This is a genomic window from Paraburkholderia fungorum (genome assembly GCF_046027215.1).
GTDB lineage: Bacteria > Pseudomonadota > Gammaproteobacteria > Burkholderiales > Burkholderiaceae > Paraburkholderia > Paraburkholderia fungorum_D.
On record NZ_JAQQEN010000002.1, the window covers coordinates 1,650,375 to 1,672,937 of the forward strand.

Below are 22,563 nucleotides of genomic sequence, written 5' to 3' on the forward strand. Positions count from 1 at the left end.
TGGCAACCCAGGATAAAAATAGCGGTAGGCAGGCAACGTCGAGAAACCGCGGTCAGGACGAACCGAATTCACCGAAACGCAGAGCGTTTATCATGCTTGCAGGAACCACCGCGGGCGCCACCCTGCTAGGGACCCTGCCCGGATGCAGCGGTAGCAGCGACTCTTTAAGCGCCTCGTCGACGGGAGCCGTCGCGGCCGCGGACCCGATCTGGGGACCGACCGGCCAGGCAACGGCGATCATCAACAAGCTCGCCGGCATCACGGCTTCGACGTTCCCGGCCGTTGATTTTCAGGTGACGAGCTACGGCGCACGGACGCTGCCGGCGTCCGCCTTGATCCAGGCAAACGCGTGGCCCGGTGGCCCGATTTCATGGGTGACGGGCGCGCAGGCTGCGACGTCGCCGCAAAGCCCCGGCTCGAACGTGATGGTGCCGTGGGATATGACGGACACGGCGTATGATTCGTGCTCCGCATTCAATGCCGCGATTCAGGCGGCGCACGCAACGGGCGGCGGCCGCGTGGTGGTGCCTGCCGGCAATTGGTATTGTGGCGGCCCGATCGCACTCCTGAGCAATGTGAATTTCCATCTGAGCTCCGGCTGCACGATCTATTTCAGCCCGAACCCTGCTGACTATGCGAAAAATGGTCCGTACCCGACGGCGAACGGCAATCTGTACTGGTCGCGCTGGCAGGCGAACGACTGTCTGAACTTCGGCGCACCGATCTATGCGTACCAGCAGAACAACATCGCGTTGACCGCCGACGACAACACTTGCGTGCTGAACGGTCAGGCGATGACGCCGATGCAGTTGAGCACCAAGCCGCCGACGTCGTGCTGGTGGACCTTCAAGGGCACGAGCAACGCGTACGGTTACGTGAAACCGGCTTCGGGAGGAGCGCCGGTTTCGCAAGCCGACGCAAACACGGGCGCCACCGCCTACGCGGCCAACGGCGCCTCCTACCCGGGCAATACCGCCCTGACGAGTCTGCCCGCTAGCCAGGTCACGAATCCGCAGGCCAACATGTCGTTCAGGAATCAGGACGGCACCACGGCGACGCTGATGCAATTGCTCACGGTTTCAGGCTGGAATCAGGATCAGAACTATCTGCCCGCGCTATCGGAACTCGGCGTGCCGGTCCTGCAGCGCGTTTTCGGCATGGGCCACTTTCTGCGGCCGTGCATGATCGAGTTCATCGGCTGCACCAATGTGCTGCTGCAGAACTACCACACGCAGAACACGCCGTTCTGGCAACACCACCCAACCGATTGCACGAACGTAGTGATCGACGGCGTGTTTGCGGACAGCATCGGTCCGAACAACGACGGCTTCGACCCGGATGCGTGTAATTACGTGCTGGTGCAGAACGTTCAGTTCAATACCGGCGACGACTGCATCGCAATCAAGTCCGGCAAGTGCCTCGACACGCAGTACGGCCCCATGCAGAACATCGTGGTGCAGAACTGCACGATGCAAAGCGGCCACGGCGGCCTCACGATCGGCAGCGAAATGAGTGCGGGCGTGCAAAACGTCTACGCGCGCGATCTGACCATGCAGAACGAGAATTGGGCAGCCAATCCGCTGAATATCGCGCTTCGCTTCAAGACCAACATGAACCGCGGCGGGTTCATCAACAACGTGTGGATCAATGGCGTGACGCTGCCCAACGGCGTGAACCTGACGGGCAAATACGGCGGCGGCGCGCTGGGCTCGAGCGTACCGGGTTCGGTCCCCGGTACGGGCACGGTCGGTCTCGCGGCAAACCCGTCTACGGGCCAGGGCGGGCTGATCACGTTCGACTGCGATTACAGCCCCTCGGGCGATTCGGTGCGCTGGAACCCGGCGACGATCAACAACGTCAACATCACGAACGTGAACGCGACCAACACGTCGGGTGCGGTGAACTACGCGCTGACTTCCGGCTTCTCCGCGACGTCGGGTTCGTGCTTCCAGGCGATTGTCGCGCAGGGTCCGGTGGCTGCGGACTACAACGGTCCGCTGCCCGTGCCTACGGTGCAGCCGATTACCGGCGTCACGATCTCGAACTGCAACCTGGGGACACCGATCTGCACGGGACCGGCAACGACGACTACGCCGGGGCCGGTCTTCGTGAACAACGTGAAGTCCATCACGCTCAGCAACGTGGTGATCGGCGGCGTCACGTATAACAGCGCGCTGGTAGGCTGATGGAATAACGCCGGTTCGACGGCCTGCAACACGACGGTCGTCGATCGGCGTCAAACGGAACGAAAAAAATGGCGGCGCCCGAGGGCGCCGCCATTTTTTACCATCCCGGCGCGATTCGCGACCGGCCCTGACTCTGACTGCTAGCTTTACTCAAGATTCCTGACGATCACTCACTTGACCACCGCACTCGCCGCCACCCAGCGCGGATCGGCTGTCTTGTCGTTGCTGCGGGCCAGCAGGCACACCACCACCGCCGCAATGATGTCGAACACCGCCAGCACGACAAACAGCGGGCTGTAGCCAATCTGCGTGACCAGCACGCCGAACAGCGCGGTAAATGCAGCGGCGCCCAGGTAGCCCGCCATGCCGCCCATGCCTGTGGCGGTCGCGACTTCGTTCTTGCCGAACATGTCCGATGTGATGGCGTACAGTGCGCCCGACAAGGTCTGGTGAGCAAAGCCGCCGACGCACAACAGTGCCACCGCGGCGTAAGGGCTGGCCACCAGGCCAACGCACGCCGGTCCGATCATGAAGAGCGCGCCGACAACGAAAACCATCTTCCGCGACGTGAACAACGAAACCTTCGCATACCTGGTGAACAACGGACTGAGGTAACCACCGAGCACGCAGCCGATATCCGCGGCCAGAAACGGCATCCACGCATACAGCGCGACTTCCTTCAGGTTCATGTGACGCTCGGTCATCATGTACAGCGGAATCCAGGCATTGAAGGTCTGCCATGCCGGCTCGGACAGAATGCGCGGAATACCGATCGCCCAGAACTCGCGGCTGCCGAGCATTTCAAACCACCGGCGCCTGACGCCGCCAGTATCGCTGTGCTTTGCCTCCTGTCCGCTCAGAATGTAATCGCGCTCGGCGTCGCCCAGCAGCTTCTGATCGCGCGGGTGCTTGTACAGCATCATCCACAGCGCGCTCCAGACGATGCCCGCCACGCCGACGATCACGAACGCCCATTGCCATTGCCCATGCAACAAGGCCCAGACGACCAGTGGCGGCGCAAGCAGCGCGCCGATCGACGAGCCGATATTGAACCAGCCGATCGCCACCGACCGTTCCTTGGCCGGGAACCACTCACTGGTCGCCTTCACGCCGGCCGGAATGCCCGCCGCTTCAGCGATGCCGAGCACGCCGCGAAAGAACGCCAGGCTTCGCCAGCCCGTGGACCAGGCCGCCGCGGCGCACGCCAGTGACCAGGCGAGCGCGAACACGGCAAAGCCGATCTTGGTGCCGACGGTGTCGAGCACGTAGCCCGCGACCGGTTGCATGAACGCATAGCACAGTTGCCACGCCACCACGACATGCGAATACTGCTCTGTGCTGATATTGAGGTCTTTCATCAGCGTCGGCGCCGCCACTGACAGCGTGTTCCGCGCGAGGTAATTGATGATCAGCCCGGCCGCGACCAGGCTGACCATCCACCAGCGGATGCCTTTGATTTTCATGCCGTGTCTCCTCGTAATCCTGTAACCAGTCAGACGGGCCGGTCTGCCGAAGCGCTCGAACCATCGGGCGCGGTGTCGTCGCGCGAATAATCGATGCCGACGAAACTACCGCCCTGGTAGCGCTGGCCCAATGCATCGAGCGGGTTTGGCCGCGCCAGAACTTCGGCCGCGTAGTCTTCCGCGTCCTGTGTCGGCTGATAGCCCAGCCGTTCGGCGCCGCTGTTGTCCCACCAGCTACGTTTGTTGGCGGAGACGCCCCACACGGTGATGAATCCGACGTCTTCGGCCTCGACGCAGCGATCGAGGAAATGCAGCAGGTCGCGGTGCCCAAACCAGGTGCTCAGGTGCCGTGGCTCGGTCGGCCGCTCAAGGCAGCTGCCGATGCGCACGCAAATGCTCTCGATGCCGTGCTTGTCCCAATACATTCTCGCCAGTGCTTCGCCCCATACCTTGCTCAGACCGTAGAAACCGTCCGGACGCAGCTCGCAGTCGAGGCTCAGGCGTTCGGTCACCGGGTACATGCCGATCGCGTGGTTCGAGCTGGCGAACACGATGCGCTTGACGCCGTGCCGGCGCGCGCCTTCGTACACCGCCACCAGTCCGCGCAGGTTGTTCTCGATGATTTCGGGCAGAGGACGCTCCACGCTCGTGCCGGCGAAATGGATCAGCACATCCACGCCCTCGAGCAACCGATCCACGACAGCGGCATCGCGCAGGTCGCCGTGCATCACGTCCTCGCCTTCCACCAGCGGCGTCAGGGCACGCGAGCCCGCAGCCGAGCGCAATGGGACGCCGCGCGCGATCAACGCGGTCCGAACTACCGAGCCGAGCTGGCCGCCGGCCCCACTCAGAGCAATCTTCTTCATAAGGTTCCTTTACTGCGCCGCGGACGATCCTGGCGCGTACTGCGCACGATGAAGCCAAGGGATATCGGACAGCGGATCGACCGCTTGTTGTACGATAACGTACTATCTCCGATGCCTGGATGAAATTCAATTAGGCATTTACCCGTATAAATTCGGTGCTCGATGACGTAATTTTCTTAAGAAACAATCACATACAACATCCTTATTTATGTGATGTCATACAACATTATCTATGGTCCAGGCCGAGTTGGGCGGCTGTTATGCGGCTGAACGGGCCGGCTTTGAAGGCGGGGATTGCTTGTCGTTGAATCTACACCCGCGGCGCGGATCGGCCGGTCGAGCGCATAAGGTCCGCCATGCGCGGGTGCGCGGGTGCGCGGGCAAGGGCGCACGACCGCCGTGCGCCCGCCCTGCTCGCTACTTCAGTGCCTGAAGCGCGTCAGGCGCGTCAGGAGCATCAGGAACCGATGAACGCCAGCAAATCGGCATTCACCTTGTCCGCTTCGACAGTGCACATGCCGTGCGCGCCGCCCGGATAAACCTTGAGGGTCGCGTTCTTCACGATCTGGGCGGTCAGGCGGCCCGCGGCGTCGATCGGCACGATCTGGTCGTCGTCGCCATGCAGCACCAGGGTCGGCACATCGATCTTCTTCAGGTCTTCCGTATAGTCGACTTCGGAAAACTGCTTGATGCAGTCGTACAGCCCCTTGATCGAGCCGACCATGCCCTGCGCCCAGAACGAATCGATCACGCCTTGCGATACCTTGGCGTTCGGACGGTTGTAGCCGTAAAACGGCAACGCCAGATCCTTGAAAAACTGCGAACGATCCGCGACGACACCCTGGCGGATGCCGTCGAACACGTCGATCGGCGTACCCTTGGGATTCCCCTCTGTCTTGAGCATCAAGGGCGGCACCGCGCCGATCAGCACAGCCTTCGCAACGCGCTTTGTACCGTGCCGGCCAATGTAATGCGCGACTTCGCCGCCGCCGGTCGAATGGCCGACCAGGGTGGCGTCCTTCAGATCGAGATGTTCGATCAGCGCGGCCAGATCGTCCGCGTAGGTATCCATGTCGTTGCCGTCCCACGGCTGGGCGGAACGGCCATGGCCGCGCCGGTCGTGCGCGATCACACGAAAGCCCTTGCTACCCAGGAACAGCATCTGCGCATCCCAGGCGTCCGCGGACAAGGGCCAGCCATGCGAGAAGACGACCGGGCGACCAGTACCCCAGTCTTTGTAGAAAATTTCCGTACCGTCTTTCGTGGTGATCGTGCTCATCTGCTGACTCCTTGTGGATGAAGTCTGCCGTTGCCGGCAGGTGGATGATGCGTGCCCTCTCAAACGATTCGGGCGGCACAGGCCGTGCCGCCTGACGAAACCCGCTCACAGCGAATGCAAGGCGAACGCGAAGCGCATGCAGGCGGGACATTGGAGAACAAGCGACCAGTCGATGCGCGGCGAGACGCTTACTCAAGCATGACACGGCCTGCACCACATTTTGATGACGGACTCACGAAGAACCGAATCGGTTCACGTGGTATTCGAAATGACTATCAGGAGTAAAAACTCGGATGGCGATGCGGCACTCATCCATTCCGAGCACGCGGCAACCCGATATGAGCCGCCGGTTAGCAGCTTGCATGGTAGAAGCAAACCAGCCTGTTGGCTAGCTAACAGGCTAATGGAAAGTCGGCGCGAACGGAGTTATTGTCGGTTGTCGACGAGTGGACCCTGGTGCGCTACTTCGATTCAGTCAGCCCGCGCAAAAGGAAACCTCCGCCGTGCCGCGCCCGATGTCGCGTCCTGCACGAATCAACCCCTCCGAACACCTTGCTGCGCCAACGCCGTCGTAACCGCTCACCGCGGTCCTGCTTTCGCCCTCTTCCCGCATTCGAGCCGCGTCTCACCAACGAGCGAGCACGAGACAACTCGACACCGGCACGTTCAGCAAACACGCGAAATCGGTGAGCGGCAGCGGCCGCTGCCCGGCGGCGAAAAATTCGCACCGGTCCAGCGTGCGGGCAACGAGTTTGACCTCCATGGCGGTCGGATGAAACGCTCAGTACGACTTCGGCAGGCTGAGGCCCCATCGCGGTCAACCCGCCAGTGCACATGATGCCGGTGAACGCGCCAGCCGCCAGCCGCACGCTCGCCATCATCAGCACGGCTTTGGCATGCACATCGATGCGCTCGCGCTGCCGGTAGTAAGCACAGCGACGCGATGGCAATTTGACACGCCATGCCTTTAAAGGGGACACGGTAATCTTGTGCACCGCGGAGTATTTTCCGTGCTTGCAACAATGCCTGCACCATATCAGCGGAAAAAACTGTGACAAAAAATTGCTTTTTAATTTCGCCAATTAACTGGACAAAATTCAACAATTTTCGCCACGATACTTCATTAAAATTTAAGTCGCTATTATTTTTGGATTCCAGATGAAATACCTTTATCTTAATTTTCTCGCTATTTTCTGATTGGCTCCTGCGCCGCAGTTCTGGCCGCATGTGGCAGCGATATCACCCCACCGAGTAGCCCTCCAAAGGCAGGCCAATACCTACCCTTTTACGTTGACCTTACGAACAACACATGGGCGAAAGCGTTTGTCGAAATGAATCAGTTGATGAAAAATGAGTATGCTCTTTCGGAGCATAAAAATATTGACTGGAATCAGCTTCAAGCTAAATATCTCCCACTTATTCCGTGTCAGAAAAAAACAGCGACAAAGACAGTTACTACCAGGCGCTGCGTAGCTATGTGCTGGAACTGCACGATTCCCACACGGTACTTCTCCCTGACCCTGATAATAAGGAAGCAATTAATTTTGCCACTGGCCTGGTAAATAAACATACCGCTGGCAGTTACGGCCTGGTCATAACAAAAACATCCGCCTCACAGTATGTCGTCAGTTACGTTGAACCGGGCAGTTCCGCCGACACGGCAGGAATACAGGCGGGAGATGAAATACTGACATGGAATAACAAGCCGATTATGCAGGCTGCAAGTGCGACGGACGTCGTGTGGAGCGATCAATATAATTTCGTCTGCCCCGGTTGCTCCTATGCGCCCCCTACTCAGGCTAACGTGGACTATGAACAACTGCGGATGATGGTGCGAGGTTCCGTCGGTACAACCGCCACCGTGAGCTGGAGGAGTTCCGTAAGCCACCAGACGAAATCTATCGCGCTGATCGCTAATGACGATCAAGGAAAAATCGCCAGGAAAACCAGCCTTTATAGCGTCCCCGCTTCCGCGAATTTATCTGCCGGTGATATTTCAGTTGTCAATCAGGGGAGTCCACCGGAAACACAGATTTCCGTCAATTGGTTACCGCACAATTACGCCCAGATCAAGATTTCGGGTTTCGACGACGGCGACTACGCCAGCTTCGATGAAAACGAAAAAGACAGCGTTTTCTACAAATATCTGGCGGCCACGGTTAACAAAGTCATTGCAGCAAGGCCTGCCGGCATCGTAATGGACGTAAGAGGAAACAGTGGCGGAGACGGGAGATTGGCCATGGATCTGGCCGGATTCTTCACTGCCGAGTCCCAGGCGCAGTTCAATATCAGGTTTCTTTTTTACAACACGCTGTTCACGAATTATCTGCCGATACCCGGCTGGGGCCCAGTCTATATCAATGGCCAAACACCTAACTATACTGGACCCACTGTTGTCCTGACCGACATTGGCACCGTAAGCGCCGGCGAGTGGGCTGCTTTGGCCTTTCAGAGAATCGGCAAGCCGGTCATGAGTTTATACGCTAACACTCAGGGCGCTTTCGCCGGCCCGGTTGGAGCCCCGTTCATCGGAATGCCGGGAAATTTCGTGATTAATTTTTCGTCCAGCAGGGCCTACGATGAAAACAATAATCTTCTGGTTGAATCCGACGGAAATCTGCAAGGTGGCGTCAAAACAGATGTCATGATTCCGCTTGATGCCAATGCCGCCATTGATATAAATACCAATGGCAAGGATATCGCCCTCGATTACGCGATAGCCTATTTGAAGCAACACGGTAATTAAAGCGGCGAAGCGGCGCTATAAGGTCGCCATGCCGCCGTAGTCCGGTCTTTCCGCGGTGTTTGTCGCAGAAAGACCGGTGGCAAATTCCAGCATCCGACGGATGCGCGCCTCGCATTCGTCAATTCGGAGGGGCGCCCGTCAACTTTGGCAGTTGAGAACTCGGGGCACCTAGGGGCGCCGTCCTTATGCAGCGATACGCCTTCGATTCGCTACGCTGCAGCGCGGTGGATTGCCGCAGTTCTGCCCGCCCTACGCGAAACAGCAGCGAAGACGTGTCGAGAAAAAACTTGATACCTATCAAGGGTTTGCCATCTCAAAAACTAAAAAGAGCATAAAACAACGCGGTTTTTTGACGCACATAGCGCCGCAGCAAAAAGTTTCGCCATCCCCTACTCTTGCGCCATCTGCCCAGCGCAGTGCGCACCGACAACGGTCGACGCGCGTAGTCCGCCTTCGGGCCTCACGCACTTCACGCTCATGAACTCCGCACTATCGGCATTCGATCTCGCCCGCATCCAGTTTGCGTTCACCGTTTCGTTTCACATCGTTTTTCCGGCGCTCAGCATCGGCCTCGCCAGCTTCATTGCCGTACTCGAATGGCGCTGGCTGAAAACCGGCAAGGCGTACTACAAAGATCTTTGTCTGTTCTGGTCAAAGATCTTCGCAGTTGCCTTCGGGATGGGCGTCGTGTCCGGTGTCGTGATGAGCTATCAGTTCGGCACCAACTGGTCGGGCTTCTCCAGCTTCGCCGGGCCCGTCACGGGTCCGCTGCTCATGTACGAGGTGATGACCGCGTTCTTCCTCGAAGCGGGCTTCCTCGGCATCATGCTGTTCGGCTGGCAGCGCGTGAGTCCGCGCGCTCACTTCGGCGCCACGCTGATGGTGGCGGTCGGCACACTGATCTCGACCTTCTGGATTCTCGCCTCCAATAGCTGGATGCAAACGCCGCAAGGCTTCGAGGTCGTCAACGGCCGGGTCGTGCCGCTCGACTGGTTCAAGATCATTTTCAATCCGTCGTTCCCATACCGGTTGGCGCACATGGCGCTGGCGGCGTTCATCGTCGCGGGACTGGTGGTGTCGGCAGTCGGTGCATGGCATCTGCTGCGCGGACGGCGCGATCCGGCGGTCAGGAAGATGTTCTCGATGGCGCTCTGGCTGTTGCTGATCCTCACGCCGATTCAGGCGGTCGTCGGCGATCAGCATGGTCTGAACACGCGCAAGTATCAGCCCGCCAAGATCGCGGCAATTGAAGGCCTGTGGGAAACCGAGAAAGGCGGCACGGCACTGAACCTGTTCGGCATCCCCGACATGCAGGCGGAGACCACGCGCTATGCGGTGTCGATCCCGCACCTCGGCAGCCTGATCCTCACGCATAGCTGGGACGGCGAGATTCGCGGCCTGAAGGAATTCGCGCCGCAGGACCGCCCGAACTCGACGGTGGTGTTCTGGAGCTTCCGGATCATGGCCGGACTCGGCGTGCTGATGATCGTCATGTCGGTGGCCGCGTGGGTCCTGCGCCGCCGCGAACGGTTGTTCGAGGCGAAGTGGTTTCAACGGATCGCCGTGGTGATGGGCCCGAGCGGCTTCATCACGCTGCTGGCCGGTTGGGTCACCACGGAAGCCGGGCGTCAGCCGTGGGTGGTGTATGGCGTGATGCGCACCTCGCAGGCGGTGTCACCGCTGACCACCCAGCAGGTCGGCATCTCGTTGATGGCGTTCGTGCTCGTCTACTTCCTCGTGTTCGGCACCGGCGTCTATTACATGCTCAAGCTCATGCGCTCGGGCCCGGCGCTGCCAGGTCACACGGCGCACGGCGTGCCGGAACACACGCCGGGTCAGACCGCGCGCCGCCCGCTATCCGCTGCCGATCAGCTGATCGACGCCGCCTGACCTTACTCCGCATCAATCACCTCTTACGAGAAAGACAATGGACGTAACCGTAGTGTGGGCCGCGATCATCGCACTGGGCCTCTTCATGTATGTGGTGCTCGACGGCTTCGATCTGGGCATCGGCATCATCTTCCCGTTCTTCCCCGATGAAAAGGAACGCGACCTGATGATGAACACCGTCGCACCCGTTTGGGACGGCAATGAAACCTGGCTGGTGCTCGGCGGCGCCGGTCTGTTCGCGGTGTTCCCGGTGGTGTATTCGACCGTACTCTCCGCGCTGTATCTGCCGTTGATCTTCATGCTCGCGTGCCTGATCTTTCGCGGCGTGTCGTTCGAGATTCGCGCCAAGGCCAACCGCACGAAACATATGTGGGATCTGGCGTTCATCGGCGGCTCGGCGGGCGCGGCCTTCTTTCAGGGCATCGTGTTAGGCGCGTTTCTGCAAGGCATTCCGCTGGCGGACGGCGCCTACGCCGGCGACGCCTTTGGCTGGCTCACGCCATTCAGTCTGCTGACGGGTCTTGGCCTCGTGGTGACCTACGCGCTGCTCGGCTGCTGCTGGCTGGTCGCGAAGACCGAGGGCGATCTGCAACGCCGCCTGCATCGCGTGGTGTGGCCGCTCACGATCGTGCTGCTCGGGTTTATTGCGATCGTCAGCCTGTGGACGCCGCTGCAAGACCCGGCCATCTCCCAGCGCTGGTTCAACGACGGCATCTTCTACCGTCTGCTGCCGGTGCCGTTGCTGGTGGCGGCCTGTGCGTTCTTCATGCATCGCGCGGTACGCGAACGGCATCACAACACGCCGTTCGTGCTGGCACTGACGCTGGTCCTGCTCGGCTATGCCGGATTGCTGGTGAGCCTGTGGCCCTATGCGATTCCATCGAGCATGACGCTCTGGGAAGCGGCCGCGCCTCGTTCGAGCCAGATGTTCACGCTAGTCGGCGCGGCGGTGATTCTGCCCGTTATCATCGCCTATACGACTCTGGGTTATTGGGTATTTCGCGGCAAGGTGCGACATGGCGACCAACATCACTATCATTGAGCACACGGGCGCCGGCGCGGCCCGCCGGACGAGGCGCAAACTGCCCGGCTGGCTCTGGTTCATCGCGCTGTGGTGCTTCGGCGTGGCCTCGGCGATGTCGCTCGGTTTCGCGTTCAGGCTCCTGATGAATGCAACGCTATTTGCAGTCAGATAGAACCTGCTTTTGTGTGATTTGATCCGCCGTGCATAACCTTCGGAATCCTGCATGGGCGGCTTCAAAAACGGTGTGTGAAACTCGTCTACGTAGCAAGCCGGAACCTATGCGCGGGAGACCTGCCTTAATCAGAAGACCGGTGCGGGGGCTTACGCCACCCGCACCGGCATCGGCGCAGATACGGTCACAGCGAGAACGGCCTGAAAAGAAGCAGGACGGGAAGCAAAACGAGAAGTAAAAAGAGCAGTGCAGCGGTGGTAGTCCCCAACGCGCAGGCCCGATTCGCGGAGTCATCATGAAGTTTCTAGTGGCCGACGACCATGAACTGATCCGGCAAGGCGTCAAAGGCCTGCTGCGCGGGCTCGATCCAGACGCCCAATTCGACGAAGCCGACACCTGGGAGACGCTTGCCGCCGCCGCGCGGCCCGACGCCGATCACGATCTCGCGATCGTCGATCTGCATATGCCGGGCATGAGCGGCGCTTCGTCGCTCGAAGTGCTGTTGAAGGCAAACCCCGCGTTGCCGGTGGTGGTCTTGTCCGCCGAAGAATCGCCCGACGAAATGCGCGCCGTACTGGCCGCCGGCGCGCTCGGTTTCGTGCCGAAGCGCCAGCCCGCCAGTGTGATGCTCAAGGCGATCGAACTGGTGTTGTCAGGCGGCGCCTACGTGCCCATGGAAGCGCTCAGCCTGCTAGGTTCGCGTGCGACGCAAGCAGCGCCTGCGCCCGCCGAAACGGGCGCCACGGCACCCTCTCAGGCGTCCGGCCAGGGCGGCGCCGTGCTGACCGAACCCATCACGCAAATCCAGGCGTTGCAGCCGCACCAGCAGCATTTGCTGGAGAACCTGTCGCCAAGACAGCAGGACATCATGCGGCTCGTGCATCGCGGCTGGACCAACAAGATGATCGCGCGTGAACTCGGCGTGGCGGAAGGCACCGTCAAAGTGCATCTGTCGGTGATATTCCGCGCGCTTGGCGTGCATAACCGGTCGACCGCGATCGCCGTGATCAACGGCTGGCTCGAAGCGGGGAAAACCCTTTAGCAACGGAATGGTTCGCAAGCAGGCGGCGCGCGCCGCCTACTTTTGCGACTCGCTTTGCGACTGGCTCTGAAATTGGGTCCACGGCGGGTCCCGCGCGTCACCGGCGCGCAATGCCACCGTCGCCGCCCGCCCCTTATCCAGTTCCGCCTGCTGCCACAGCATTTCCAGCGTGCGCCGCAAACGCGCCGGCGTGACCGGTTTATGCAGCACCGGAATCCCCTGCAAGGCGAGCGCGGCCAGTTCCGCCGACGCCATATCGCCGGTAATCAGCAGCGTTACCACGCCGTCATGCCCCGCCCGCGCGAGCACATTGCGCACGGCCGTCAGCGCCTGCACGCCGGTCCGATGATTCGCCAACTGGTAGTCGCAGAGCACGGCATCCGGCATGAAGCCGTCTTCGAGCGCCTTGAGCGCGGCGGCCTCGTCGCGCGCACCGCGCACGCTGCAACCCCAGCGCGCCAGCAGACTCGCCAGGCCTTCGAGAATCGACGGTTCGTCGTCGATACATAGCACGCGGCGCCCCTGTGCCGATGGGCCGCCCGGCACCGCGTCGTTCAGGCCAGCAATAATCCCGGTCGGGTCGCCCGCCTGCACGGCGAAGCGGAACACCGAGCCGAGCCCCGGCGACGAGCGCACCTGCAACTCCCCGCCGAGCATACCGACCAGCCGCTTGACCGTCGGCAGGCCCAGCCCGTGGCCCTGGCGCGCGTCGCGCTGCGGATTGGCCACCTGATAAAACTCTTCGAAGATGCGCTCGTGCTCCTCGACCGGAATGCCGATGCCGGAATCGCGCACTTCGATATAACCGCCCGACTGGCGCCCCGCGCGGCGAAAGCCCAGCCAGATCGCGCCTTCCTCGGTATAGCGCACGGCGTTCGAAAGCAGGTTGCTCAATACGCGCTCGAGCAGCACCGGATCATCGTGGACGACCACCGTGGTCGGCGCGATCCGCAGCGCCAGGCCTTTGGCCGCAGCCTGCGGCCGGTACTGGCTGCCAACCCGTTCGAATAGTTCGGACAGCCGGAAATGCAGCCGGATCACCTGGGTCACGCCGCTTTCGAGCCGCGCCAGATCGAGCACCTGGTTGAACAGCTGATTCAGCGCCTCGACGTTATAGACGATGTGCTCGGCGGTCTTCGCATGCTGCACCGGCGTGGCCGCCGGATCGTTCAGCGACGCCGCCAGCAGCCCGATCGCGTGCAACGGCTGGCGCAAATCGTGGCTCGCGGCAGCAAAAAAACGTGTTTTGGCGAGACTGGCCTCTTCGGCGACACGCTTTTGCGCAGCCAGCGATTCCGCCAGGTACTGCTGATCGACCCGTGCGTGCACGACCTGCTGGAACAGCTTGCGATAGCTCAGCGCGTACACGTTGATCGCGCAAAAGAAAAAGGCGAGGACGATCGCGAGAATCGTCCGGTCGAACGTATGCGTGCCGAAATGCAGCACGATCGCAGGAAACAGCAGGAACGGGATGGCAGTGGAAAAATTCAGCAGATCGAAGCCGTTGGACATGAACACGCCGGCTGCCAGCGTGACGAGCATCACCGTGTGCAGGAGCGGCAGATCGGTTTGCGGGCTCTGGAACGCGAACCACACCGCGATGCCCGGCGCGCAGTACAGCAGCACGCCGCGCACGGCGTGCAGGTTGATCCAACCGCGCGGCGAAACCAGCTGCGGGTAGCGGCGATTGCAGATCCACAGCGCGAGGCCCCCGCAATTGGCCGCCGCATAGAACCCGAAGCACGCGATGAACAGCGACGGCGACGGTATCCGCGGCCAGTAAATGGCCACCAGCACGGCAATCGAGAACCAGTGCGAAAAGAAGGCGATGGGATCCTGCGCGTACAGCACGCGCACCAGGTCTTCGTCGATCGCACGCTGAATAGGGTCAGCCCGCATCGTGCGGTCTCCTTTGTCGACCGGGGCAGTGTTGTGCCGGGCGAACGCTGCGCCCGGTGCAGCATCTATTTGTTCAGACGAAAAACAGGCAAATATTCAGATGGTTTACCCAGCAGTTTACCCATCAGCTACCACTTAATCCATATAGGCGAAGCCGCCAGCGGAAACCATACTGGCTTCACATTCCAGCGCGGCTTTAAGTCTTCACCACGCCACTCCGCCTGCACTTCGAGGCTCACCGCGCTCCACGCCTGACCTGCTATGGAGGTTTTCATGGGCGCAGTTCCGAGCCACGCGTTCGTCCGCACTCTCGACGATGCCATCCTGCCTGACCTGTGGCGCCGGCGTACCCAGTTGTCCAACGACGAAATGGTGTCGATGGTCGATCTGGTCAAACGCGCGCTGCGAACCTATCACCCGCTCGAACTGCAGGCGCTCGGCGAGGACAAGGAAGAACTGGTCGCGCAGTTCATCTACTCGAAGGTGCTGCGCCTCGCGCCGGGCCACACCGAAACCAACGCCTGCGCCGACAGCGCGCCGTCCAACAGCTACGCACTGTGCGCGTACTTTCGCCGCTATCTGATCGACTGCCTGCGCAGCGCCGGCCATCAGCGCAATGTGTCGATGGAAAACGAAGGCATGGCGCAGGAGATCGACCTGCACGCGCAGGCGCTGGAAGACCCGGTAGAAAGCGTGCTGATGCAATATGGCCTCGACGAGCAACGCGTGCGGTTCGCGGCGCGCGCCTTCATAGAAAGCCTCGATGAGCCAGAACGTATCGTGCTGGCCGGCAGCCTCGGCTGGTGCTCGGAAGGAAAAGGCGGACTGTCGGCGGTCGCAGCTCAGCATCGTGTGCCCTCGTATCACTATCGCGCCGTCAAACTCGGCGTCACCATGAAAAAGACGGCCAGCACCGAAGATTTTTCCAATACCAAGATCGGCCGCTGGCTGACGGACGTACTCGGCATCGAGATCGAACTCGACAATCGCGCGGCGATTCTGCTCGCGTTGAACCTGCTCGCCGCCGAATCGAGCGACAGCGAAATGAATGAAGTGGCCGCCTAACAGCGCATTCACACAGACGCAGCCGGCGGCGCCCGTCGTGCACACCACGCGCGCAACGTGTTGGCTCGGGGCACGCCAACGCGCCCCGTACGATGCGCCTTTTTTTGTGATTGCGCACCGCCTACGATAAAAAGGCCGTTGCCGCACACCGTCTTCCTTCCGAAGTCCGGGTTCCCCTACCCGGCGCCCCATTCCTGACGAGGTGGTCCTGATGAACCGCTTATCCAGCGCCATGACGGCGATGCAATCGCATTACGAGGTGGTGGTGGTGGGTTCCGGTTATGGTGGTGCGATCGCGGCAAGCCGTATGGCGCGTGCCGGCCGCACGGTGTGCGTGCTGGAACGGGGACGCGAATTCATGGCCGGCGAATTTCCCCGCACACCGCTCGAAGGCGCCACACAGATCCAGTACAACACCGCGTTCGCCCAGATCGGCTCGCCGCTCGCCTTGCTCGAAGTGCACGTGAATGACGACGTGAATGCGGTGGTCGGCTGCGGTCTCGGCGGCACCTCGCTGATCAACGCGAATGTCGCGCTCGAAGCCGAGCCCCGCCTGTGGGACGATCCGCGCTGGCCTGCGGCATTGCGCGCCGACAAGGCGGGGCGCGACGCGGGTTATGAACGGGCCCGCGCGATGCTGCAACCGTCGCCCGTGCCCGATGATTTCCCGACGCTGCCGAAATTGCAGGCGCTCGAACAATCGGCGCACGCGCCGGGCGTCGAAGGCCGCTTCTACCGGCCACCGATCACCGTCACCTTCGAAGACGGCCCGAACGCGGCCGGCGTCGAGCAGAAGCGCTGTGTCGGTTGCGGCGATTGCAACTCGGGGTGCAATTACGACGCCAAGAACTCGACGCACATGAACTATCTGCCCGATGCCGTTGCGCACGGCGCGCAGATTTTCACCGGCGCAGCCGTGCATTCCGTGCTGCGCGACACGGCCACGCAAAAATGGACCGTTGGATTTCAGCTGGTTCACCTCGGCCGCGAGAGCTATGACGCGCCCGATCTGTTCGTGAGCGCCGACATCGTGATCGTGTCGGCCGGCACCATCGGCTCCACCGCGCTCCTGCTGCGTTCGGGCAAGCAGGGATTGAGCATGTCGCCGATGCTCGGCCAGCACTTCACCGGTAACGGCGATGTTCTCGCCTTCGCCTACAACACCGATCAGGTGATCAACGGCGTCGGCTGGGGCGCGCACACAGTTGGCGAGATTCCGCCGGTCGGGCCCACCATTACCGGCATCATCGATCATCGCGACACCGCCAACGTGAAGGACGGCTTCGTGATCGAGGAAGGCTCGCTCGCCGGGCCGGTCGGCGCGGGCCTGGTCGGGCTGCTCGGCGCCGCCGCGCCGCTCGAAGGCGTGGACGTGCCCGGGCCGCGCCCGGCCGGTGAACGGCTCGGCTACGACGCACGCGTGATCGAGAGCATCCTGCGCGGTCCGTATCACGGCGCGCTCAACCATACGCAAAGCTATCTTGTGATGGCGCATGACGACGAAAGCGGCCAGATCAGCGTGAATGACAGCGGCAGGCCGCGCATCGAATGGAAGAACGCCGGCAGGCAGCCGGTCTTCCAGACGGTTGAAGCGATGCTCGAAAAGGCGACCGTGCCGCTCGGCGGCAAATACCTGCGCAATCCGATTTCCACCGACCTGCACGGCGACCGGACCGTCACCGTGCATCCGCTCGGCGGCTGCGCAATGGGCGAGGACGCCGGGCACGGCGTGGTGGATCAGACCGGCTGCGTGTTCAGCGGCGCAACGGGCAATGCGGTTCACGAGGGTCTGTACGTGATGGACGGCGCCGTGATGCCGATGTCGCTCGGCGTCAATCCGCTATTGACGATTTCCGCGCTGGCCGAACGCAATTGCGCGCTGCTTGCCGCCTCACGCGGCTGGACGATCGATTACACGTCCAAAGGCAGCCACGCCACGCCGCCACCGCAGAAGATCGGCCTGCGCTTCACTGAAACGATGGTCGGCACCTATCATGCGGTCGCCGCCGGTAACGCGGGCGTCGGTACAGCGATCGAATTCACGCTCACCGTGGAGTCGGACGATCTGGCAGCCATGCTGGACGATCCACAACATCTCGCGCACACGGCAGGCACGCTCACCTGCGCCGCGCTTTCCGCCCAACCGCTGACGATCACCAACGGCACGTTCAATCTTTTCGTGGTCGATCAAGCGGATGTGGACCAGCGCGACATGAATTACCGGATGACGCTTAATTCCGCTGAAGGCAAAACGTACTCTCTGAGCGGGCAAAAGATCATCACGCGCACGTCGCCGGTCAACCTCTGGGAACAGACCAACACGCTCTACGCGGAGATTCGCGAGTCGTCGCAAGCCGACTCGCCGGCGATCGGCAAAGCCACGCTGATCATCACGCCGGAAAATTTCCTCAAGCAGCAACGCACGCTGGAGGTGACCAACGCGCCCGATCTGAAAACCCGCCTTGAATGGACGCTGAAATTCGGCAAGTTTTTTGCGGGCGTGCTGTTCACCGAATACGGCGGCGTGGCCGCGCCCCTGCAATTCTTTGATCCGCAGATGGCACCGCGCCTGAAGCGCGCATTGCGCGCGCCCGCACCACAGGTGTTCTTTTTCGACACGCCCGACCAGACGAAACTGCGGCTCACGCGCTATGTCGACAGCGCCAACAAAGCGGCGCGCCCACTGTTGCTGATTCACGGTTCCGGCGTGTCGAGCCGGATCTTCTCCACCGATCTGATCGCGACGAACCTGGTGGAATATCTCTGCGCGGCCGGCTACGACGTATGGCTCGTCGATCTGCGCGTCAGCATCGAAATGCCGAGCGTGCTGGTGCCGACCAATGTCGACAAGGTCGCGCGCGAGGACATTCCCGCAGCGGTCGCCAAAGTGCGGGAGCTGACCGGCGCGCCCAACATTCAGGTGCTGGGCCACTGTCTTGGCGGCCTGACGTTGAGCATGTCGCTGCTAAACGGTCTCGAAGGCGTGCGCTCGGCCGTCATTTCGCAGGTGTCGGCGCACCCGGTGCCGGGCACGCTGGAGCGAATCAAGTGCGGGCTGCACATTCCGGACATCATGGAACATCTCGGCGTGCTCGACCTGACGGCATACACGCAGCGCGAGAAGTGGCCGCACAACCTGCTCGACGAAGCCTTGCGCCTCTACCCGCTCAATCATGCGCAGGGTTGCGGCAATCCGATCTGCCATCGCGCGACATTCCTTTATGGTCTGCTGTACGAACACGAGCAACTGAACGACACGCTTCATTCGAATCTGCAGGAACTGCTCGGCGTGCATGACGTGGAGGTATTCAAGCATCTGGCTGCGATGGTCCGGGCCGGCAAGGTGGTCGATGCCGCGGGCAAGGACGTCTACCTGAGCGGGGCGAATGGCATGAAGGGACTCGAGGGGATGCGCCTGCCGATCGGATTTATCCACGGCGAGAAGAACGAGACCTATCTGCCAAAAAGCACCCTGCTCACCTATGACATGCTGGTCGAGCACTTCCCTGAGCAGCCCTATGAGCGGCATCTGATTCCTGGCTATGGGCACATCGATTGCATTTTCGGCAAGAACGCGGCGGTGGATGTCTATCCGGTGATTGGGCGGTATCTGGATGCACATTGATCCAGCAGGTGGCGGCTTTTCCATAGCATGAGAGAATCCGGCAGACGCCTGCGCGTCGAGCCGATCAACCACTAGAAAAATTGCTATGAAACAGTTGACCTTCGGGGCCTGCGTCAAGAAAGGATGGATCAGTTCGTGGCAAGCCGTGACGCACATGCCCTGGCTTTTCCTGGGCGTTTGCGTGGTGCTCGCCTGTACATCAATATTATCCGGGCCTCATCCCTCGGGGGCCCCGGTAGCCGAAGACATCGGCACCATGGGCCGGGTCGGCCACGGGCTGCTTTCAATGGCCTGGTTCGCGTTGCAACTGGTGGTGTGTGGCACGCTGACCATCAAGGTGCATCGCTTCGTGCTGCTAGGCGAAGGCGTGCAGCCGCTCATGCCGCTGAACGGCAAGCCGCTTGGCCGCTATGCGCTGGTGTGGCTGGGCATCACGCTGGCCATCCTGGTGCTTGCCGCTCTGACCTATTTGGCCACGCGCGCGCTCAGGATGAGTTTTCTGGTCTACGTGCCGCTGCTCGTGATCTACGTGTTCGTGCTGATCCGGCTGAGCCTGCTTTATCCCGCCATCGCACTCGGCAGCCGGCTGACGCTGCGCGCCGCCTGGCAAGATAGCCGGGGGCACGTGTGGAGCATCCTCGGCGTCGGTTTCGTCACGTATTTGCCGCTCTTCGTGGTCACGGGCGTATTCTTTTTCGCCGTGGGTGCAAAGCTGCTGGACGCGCATCAGACGCAAGGCGTGGCCGTCATCGCGATTGGCCAGGCGTTGCTCAACGCGGTGTTCATCGTGTTTGCCGCAGCGTCGCTGTCGTGGCTATATCGGCGTTACGCCCGCGAGCTGCTCAAGCATACCGAGGACGCGCCGCAGTAAGCCGGGCGTCCCGCCGCGCTCAGAACAGCTTGCCGGGATTCAGAATCCCGTGCGGGTCCAGCGCGTGTTTGATGGCGGCCATGGCCGCCAGTTCGGCAAGCGAGCGCGAGATCGGCAGGAACTCGCGCTTGAGCAGGCCAATCCCGTGTTCCGCTGACACCGAGCCGTTCAGCGGTCCGAGCATTGCATAAACGAACGCGTATACCGCGTGATGATCGACGCCAGGTATCGAATGGCCGTCGACCGTCACGTGCAGATTCGAATCGCCGATATGGCCGAAAAAATACGACGCGTTGCCCGGCCAGCGCTGATCGAGCGCCGCACGGCAACGGTCGACGAACGCGCCGATTTCGCCGATCGGCAAGCTCACGTCGAAGTTGATCGCGTCCAGCCGCACCGGAAACTCCGCGGTGCATTCACGGATTGCCCATAACGCCCGCACGTCGGCCACCGATTGCGCGATCACCGCATCGCGGATCGCATTCGCGTCGAGCGCGTCAGTCAGCGCGGCGGAGAAGCGCTCGCCGTCGTCGCTCGCATCGAAGCTCGCGTGTTCGATCAGCGCGTACAGCGGGTGTGACTCAGCGAATGGCGAACGCGTGCCCGTCAGCTTGACGCCGAAATCGTAGAAGTCCGGCCACATGATCTCGAAGGCGCCGATGTCGTTGCCAAAGCGCGTCGAGAGACGCCGCAGCAGGTTCACGGCGGCGTCGTAGCCGTCGAGTGCGACCAGCGCCGTGTGCCGCGCCGCGCGCGGTGGATGCAGGCGCAATACCGCGCGGGTAATCACGCCGAGCGTGCCTTCCGAGCCGATGAACCAGTGCTTCAGGTCGTAGCCGGTATTGTTCTTGACCATCTTGCCGAGCGAGGTCAGCACGTCGCCGTTCGCCAGCACGACTTCGAGTCCGAGCACCTGATCGCGCGCGGTGCCTGACTGGATCACCCGATTGCCGCCTGCGTTGGTCGCCAGATTGCCGCCGATCTGACACGAGCCGCGCGCGCCGAGATCGAGCGCGAGTTCGAAGCCCGCTTCAGCAGCGGCCTCCTGCGCGGTTTGCAAGGTGGTGCCGGCGCGCACGGTCAGCGTGGCCGAGGCGGCGTCGATTTCCTCGACGCCCGTGAGCCGTTCGAGCGACAGCGCGATATCGGCCGCGCGCGCAATCGCGCCACCGGCTAGGCCGGTCATGCCACCCTGCGGCACGACCGGTTGATGGGCCGCGTGGCAGATGGCCAGCGCGCGTGAGACTTCTTCGGTGCTGCGCGGCAACAGCAGCGCCGCGGGACGCGTCGGCTCGTGACGCGTCCAGTCGGTCATCGCGCGTTCGCCGATCTGTTCGCCGACGCGCACCGCGTCGTCACCGAGTGCGGCGCGCAGTGCCGCGAGCGTCGTGGCAAGCGGGGCCGCGCCATGCGCCGTGGTGTCTTCCGTCATGCAGTTCCTTGTGCGGCGTGTTTCTTGCGGTAGCCCATCGAATCGTTGATGCGCCCGAGGATATAGTCGCCCGCGGCAACCGGCTGGTATTTCAGATCGGCGTCGCTCGTGCCGAGTTCGCGCGGATCGACGATCGCGCCGTAAGTCGGATCATAGAACGTCGCGATCGAATACCGCTCGCGCCCCGACGCATTGATCACGCGATGCAAGGTGGAACGGAAGCGGTCGTTGGTCCAGCGCGCCAGCAGATCGCCTACGTTCACCACAAAGCTGCCTTCGACCGGCGGTGCATCGACCCACGTATCGTTGGCGATTTCGCGCACCTGCAGGCCACCCACCCGATCCTGCCATAACAACGTGATGCAGCCGTAGTCCGTATGCGGCGCGACGCCGAACTGATCCGCGTCCGACCGGGGCGGCTGCGGCGGATAGTAGACCATCTGCGTGCGCTGCATCCGCTTCGTATAACGCGGCGCGAAAAAATGTTCGTCGACACCGAGGCTCACCGCCACCGCCCGCAGCAGATCGGCGCCGCAGGCCGCGACCGCTTCGTAGTAACCGTATAGCGCCGGCCGCAATTCCGGCATGAACTCCGGCCAGTTGTTCGGCCCGCGCAGCGCCTCACCGGCGAGCACATCGGGATCGTCCTCCGGCAATTCCAGTCCAATACTAAAGAACTCCTTGTAATCGGGATACTTCGCCTGATACATGGTTGCGTCGCCCAGCGCGTTGAAGCCGCGATGCCTTTGATTGACCGCCGCGCGCCGCTTGGTCTCGACCGGAAACGCGAAGAACCGGCGCGCCGCCTGTTCAGCGGCGTCGATCGACGCTTGCGGCACACCATGATTGATGATGTAGAAGAAGCCGATCGTCGTACACGCTTCGTGGATGTCGCGCGCCACCCGCGTCAAAGCCTGCGGATCGCCGGCACGCACGCCGGCCAGATCGATGATCGGAATGCGGGTCACGGGCATCGCGTCGCTCCTGAAGGTCCTGAAGGTCG

At 61.8% G+C, this 22,563-nt stretch carries 15 protein-coding genes and 2 pseudogenes; 9 read left to right on the forward strand and 8 right to left on the reverse strand.

What is annotated here, in order from left to right; genetic code table 11:
• Positions 1 to 92 precede the first annotated feature (92 nt).
• Positions 93 to 2,186, forward strand: coding sequence for a glycoside hydrolase family 28 protein (locus tag PQR27_RS27905; RefSeq protein WP_408526828.1), 2,094 nt, complete (start codon positions 93 to 95; stop codon positions 2,184 to 2,186).
• 170 nt (positions 2,187 to 2,356) lie between these two features.
• Here PQR27_RS27905 and PQR27_RS27910 read toward each other — a convergent pair whose 3' ends face one another.
• The 5 genes and pseudogenes from PQR27_RS27910 to PQR27_RS27930 form a co-directional block, all read right to left on the reverse strand.
• Complete coding sequence (locus PQR27_RS27910) at positions 2,357 to 3,649, reverse strand: MFS transporter (RefSeq protein ID WP_408526829.1); 1,293 nt, start codon at positions 3,647 to 3,649, stop codon at positions 2,357 to 2,359.
• A gap of 29 nt (positions 3,650 to 3,678) precedes the next feature.
• Complete coding sequence (locus tag PQR27_RS27915; protein WP_408526830.1) at positions 3,679 to 4,515, reverse strand: NAD-dependent epimerase/dehydratase family protein; 837 nt, start codon at positions 4,513 to 4,515, stop codon at positions 3,679 to 3,681.
• Between the two features lie 457 nt (positions 4,516 to 4,972).
• Complete coding sequence (locus PQR27_RS27920) at positions 4,973 to 5,794, reverse strand: alpha/beta fold hydrolase (RefSeq protein ID WP_408526831.1); 822 nt, start codon at positions 5,792 to 5,794, stop codon at positions 4,973 to 4,975.
• A gap of 631 nt (positions 5,795 to 6,425) precedes the next feature.
• A pseudogene (locus PQR27_RS27925) lies at positions 6,426 to 6,557 on the reverse strand (IclR family transcriptional regulator); the annotation flags it as partial.
• A 16-nt stretch (positions 6,558 to 6,573) separates the two neighbouring features.
• A pseudogene (locus PQR27_RS27930) lies at positions 6,574 to 6,714 on the reverse strand (citrate transporter); the annotation flags it as partial.
• 503 nt (positions 6,715 to 7,217) lie between these two features.
• Here PQR27_RS27930 and PQR27_RS27935 point away from each other — a divergent pair.
• The 5 genes from PQR27_RS27935 to PQR27_RS27955 all read left to right on the forward strand — a co-directional run bounded on the left by PQR27_RS27935 (position 7,218) and on the right by PQR27_RS27955 (position 12,668).
• Positions 7,218 to 8,540 carry a S41 family peptidase gene (locus PQR27_RS27935; RefSeq protein WP_408526832.1) on the forward strand — a complete coding sequence of 441 codons (1,323 nt, stop codon included), beginning with the start codon at positions 7,218 to 7,220 and terminating at the stop codon, positions 8,538 to 8,540.
• Positions 8,541 to 9,017: 477 nt separating this feature from the next.
• Positions 9,018 to 10,430 (forward strand): cytochrome ubiquinol oxidase subunit I, encoded by a 1,413-nt coding sequence (locus tag PQR27_RS27940; RefSeq protein ID WP_408526833.1) that lies wholly within the window; start codon positions 9,018 to 9,020, stop codon positions 10,428 to 10,430.
• 37 nt (positions 10,431 to 10,467) lie between these two features.
• Complete coding sequence (cydB, locus tag PQR27_RS27945; RefSeq protein WP_408526834.1) at positions 10,468 to 11,472, forward strand: cytochrome d ubiquinol oxidase subunit II; 1,005 nt, start codon at positions 10,468 to 10,470, stop codon at positions 11,470 to 11,472.
• Complete coding sequence (locus PQR27_RS27950) at positions 11,447 to 11,626, forward strand: hypothetical protein (RefSeq protein WP_408526835.1); 180 nt, start codon at positions 11,447 to 11,449, stop codon at positions 11,624 to 11,626. The genes cydB and PQR27_RS27950 overlap by 26 nt, the downstream gene beginning before the upstream one ends.
• A gap of 295 nt (positions 11,627 to 11,921) precedes the next feature.
• Positions 11,922 to 12,668, forward strand: coding sequence for a response regulator transcription factor (locus PQR27_RS27955; RefSeq protein WP_408526836.1), 747 nt, complete (start codon positions 11,922 to 11,924; stop codon positions 12,666 to 12,668).
• A gap of 36 nt (positions 12,669 to 12,704) precedes the next feature.
• Here the strand turns inward: PQR27_RS27955 and PQR27_RS27960 are convergent, their stop codons facing one another.
• Complete coding sequence (locus PQR27_RS27960; RefSeq protein WP_408526837.1) at positions 12,705 to 14,567, reverse strand: ATP-binding response regulator; 1,863 nt, start codon at positions 14,565 to 14,567, stop codon at positions 12,705 to 12,707.
• 273 nt (positions 14,568 to 14,840) lie between these two features.
• On the opposite strand from PQR27_RS27960, the gene PQR27_RS27965 reads away from it, so the two are divergent.
• The 3 genes from PQR27_RS27965 (at position 14,841) to PQR27_RS27975 (ending at position 20,128) form a co-directional block, all read left to right on the forward strand.
• Positions 14,841 to 15,632, forward strand: a complete 792-nt coding sequence (locus tag PQR27_RS27965) for a hypothetical protein (protein ID WP_408526838.1) — start codon at positions 14,841 to 14,843, stop codon at positions 15,630 to 15,632.
• A 211-nt stretch (positions 15,633 to 15,843) separates the two neighbouring features.
• A complete protein-coding gene (locus PQR27_RS27970; protein ID WP_408526839.1) occupies positions 15,844 to 19,257 on the forward strand; it encodes an alpha/beta fold hydrolase in 3,414 nt (1,137 codons plus the stop codon).
• 85 nt (positions 19,258 to 19,342) lie between these two features.
• A complete protein-coding gene (locus PQR27_RS27975; protein WP_408526840.1) occupies positions 19,343 to 20,128 on the forward strand; it encodes a hypothetical protein in 786 nt (261 codons plus the stop codon).
• Between the two features lie 19 nt (positions 20,129 to 20,147).
• On the opposite strand, the gene PQR27_RS27980 is transcribed toward PQR27_RS27975, so the two are convergent.
• The gene (locus PQR27_RS27980) at positions 20,148 to 21,560 is read right to left on the reverse strand and encodes an FAD-binding oxidoreductase (protein ID WP_408526841.1); all 1,413 of its coding nucleotides are present in this window, start codon (positions 21,558 to 21,560) and stop codon (positions 20,148 to 20,150) included.
• Positions 21,557 to 22,534: an isopenicillin N synthase family dioxygenase gene (locus PQR27_RS27985; RefSeq protein WP_408526842.1), complete on the reverse strand. Its 978-nt coding sequence runs from the start codon at positions 22,532 to 22,534 to the stop codon at positions 21,557 to 21,559. Before PQR27_RS27985 ends, PQR27_RS27980 begins: the two co-directional genes overlap by 4 nt.
• Positions 22,535 to 22,563 lie beyond the last annotated feature (29 nt).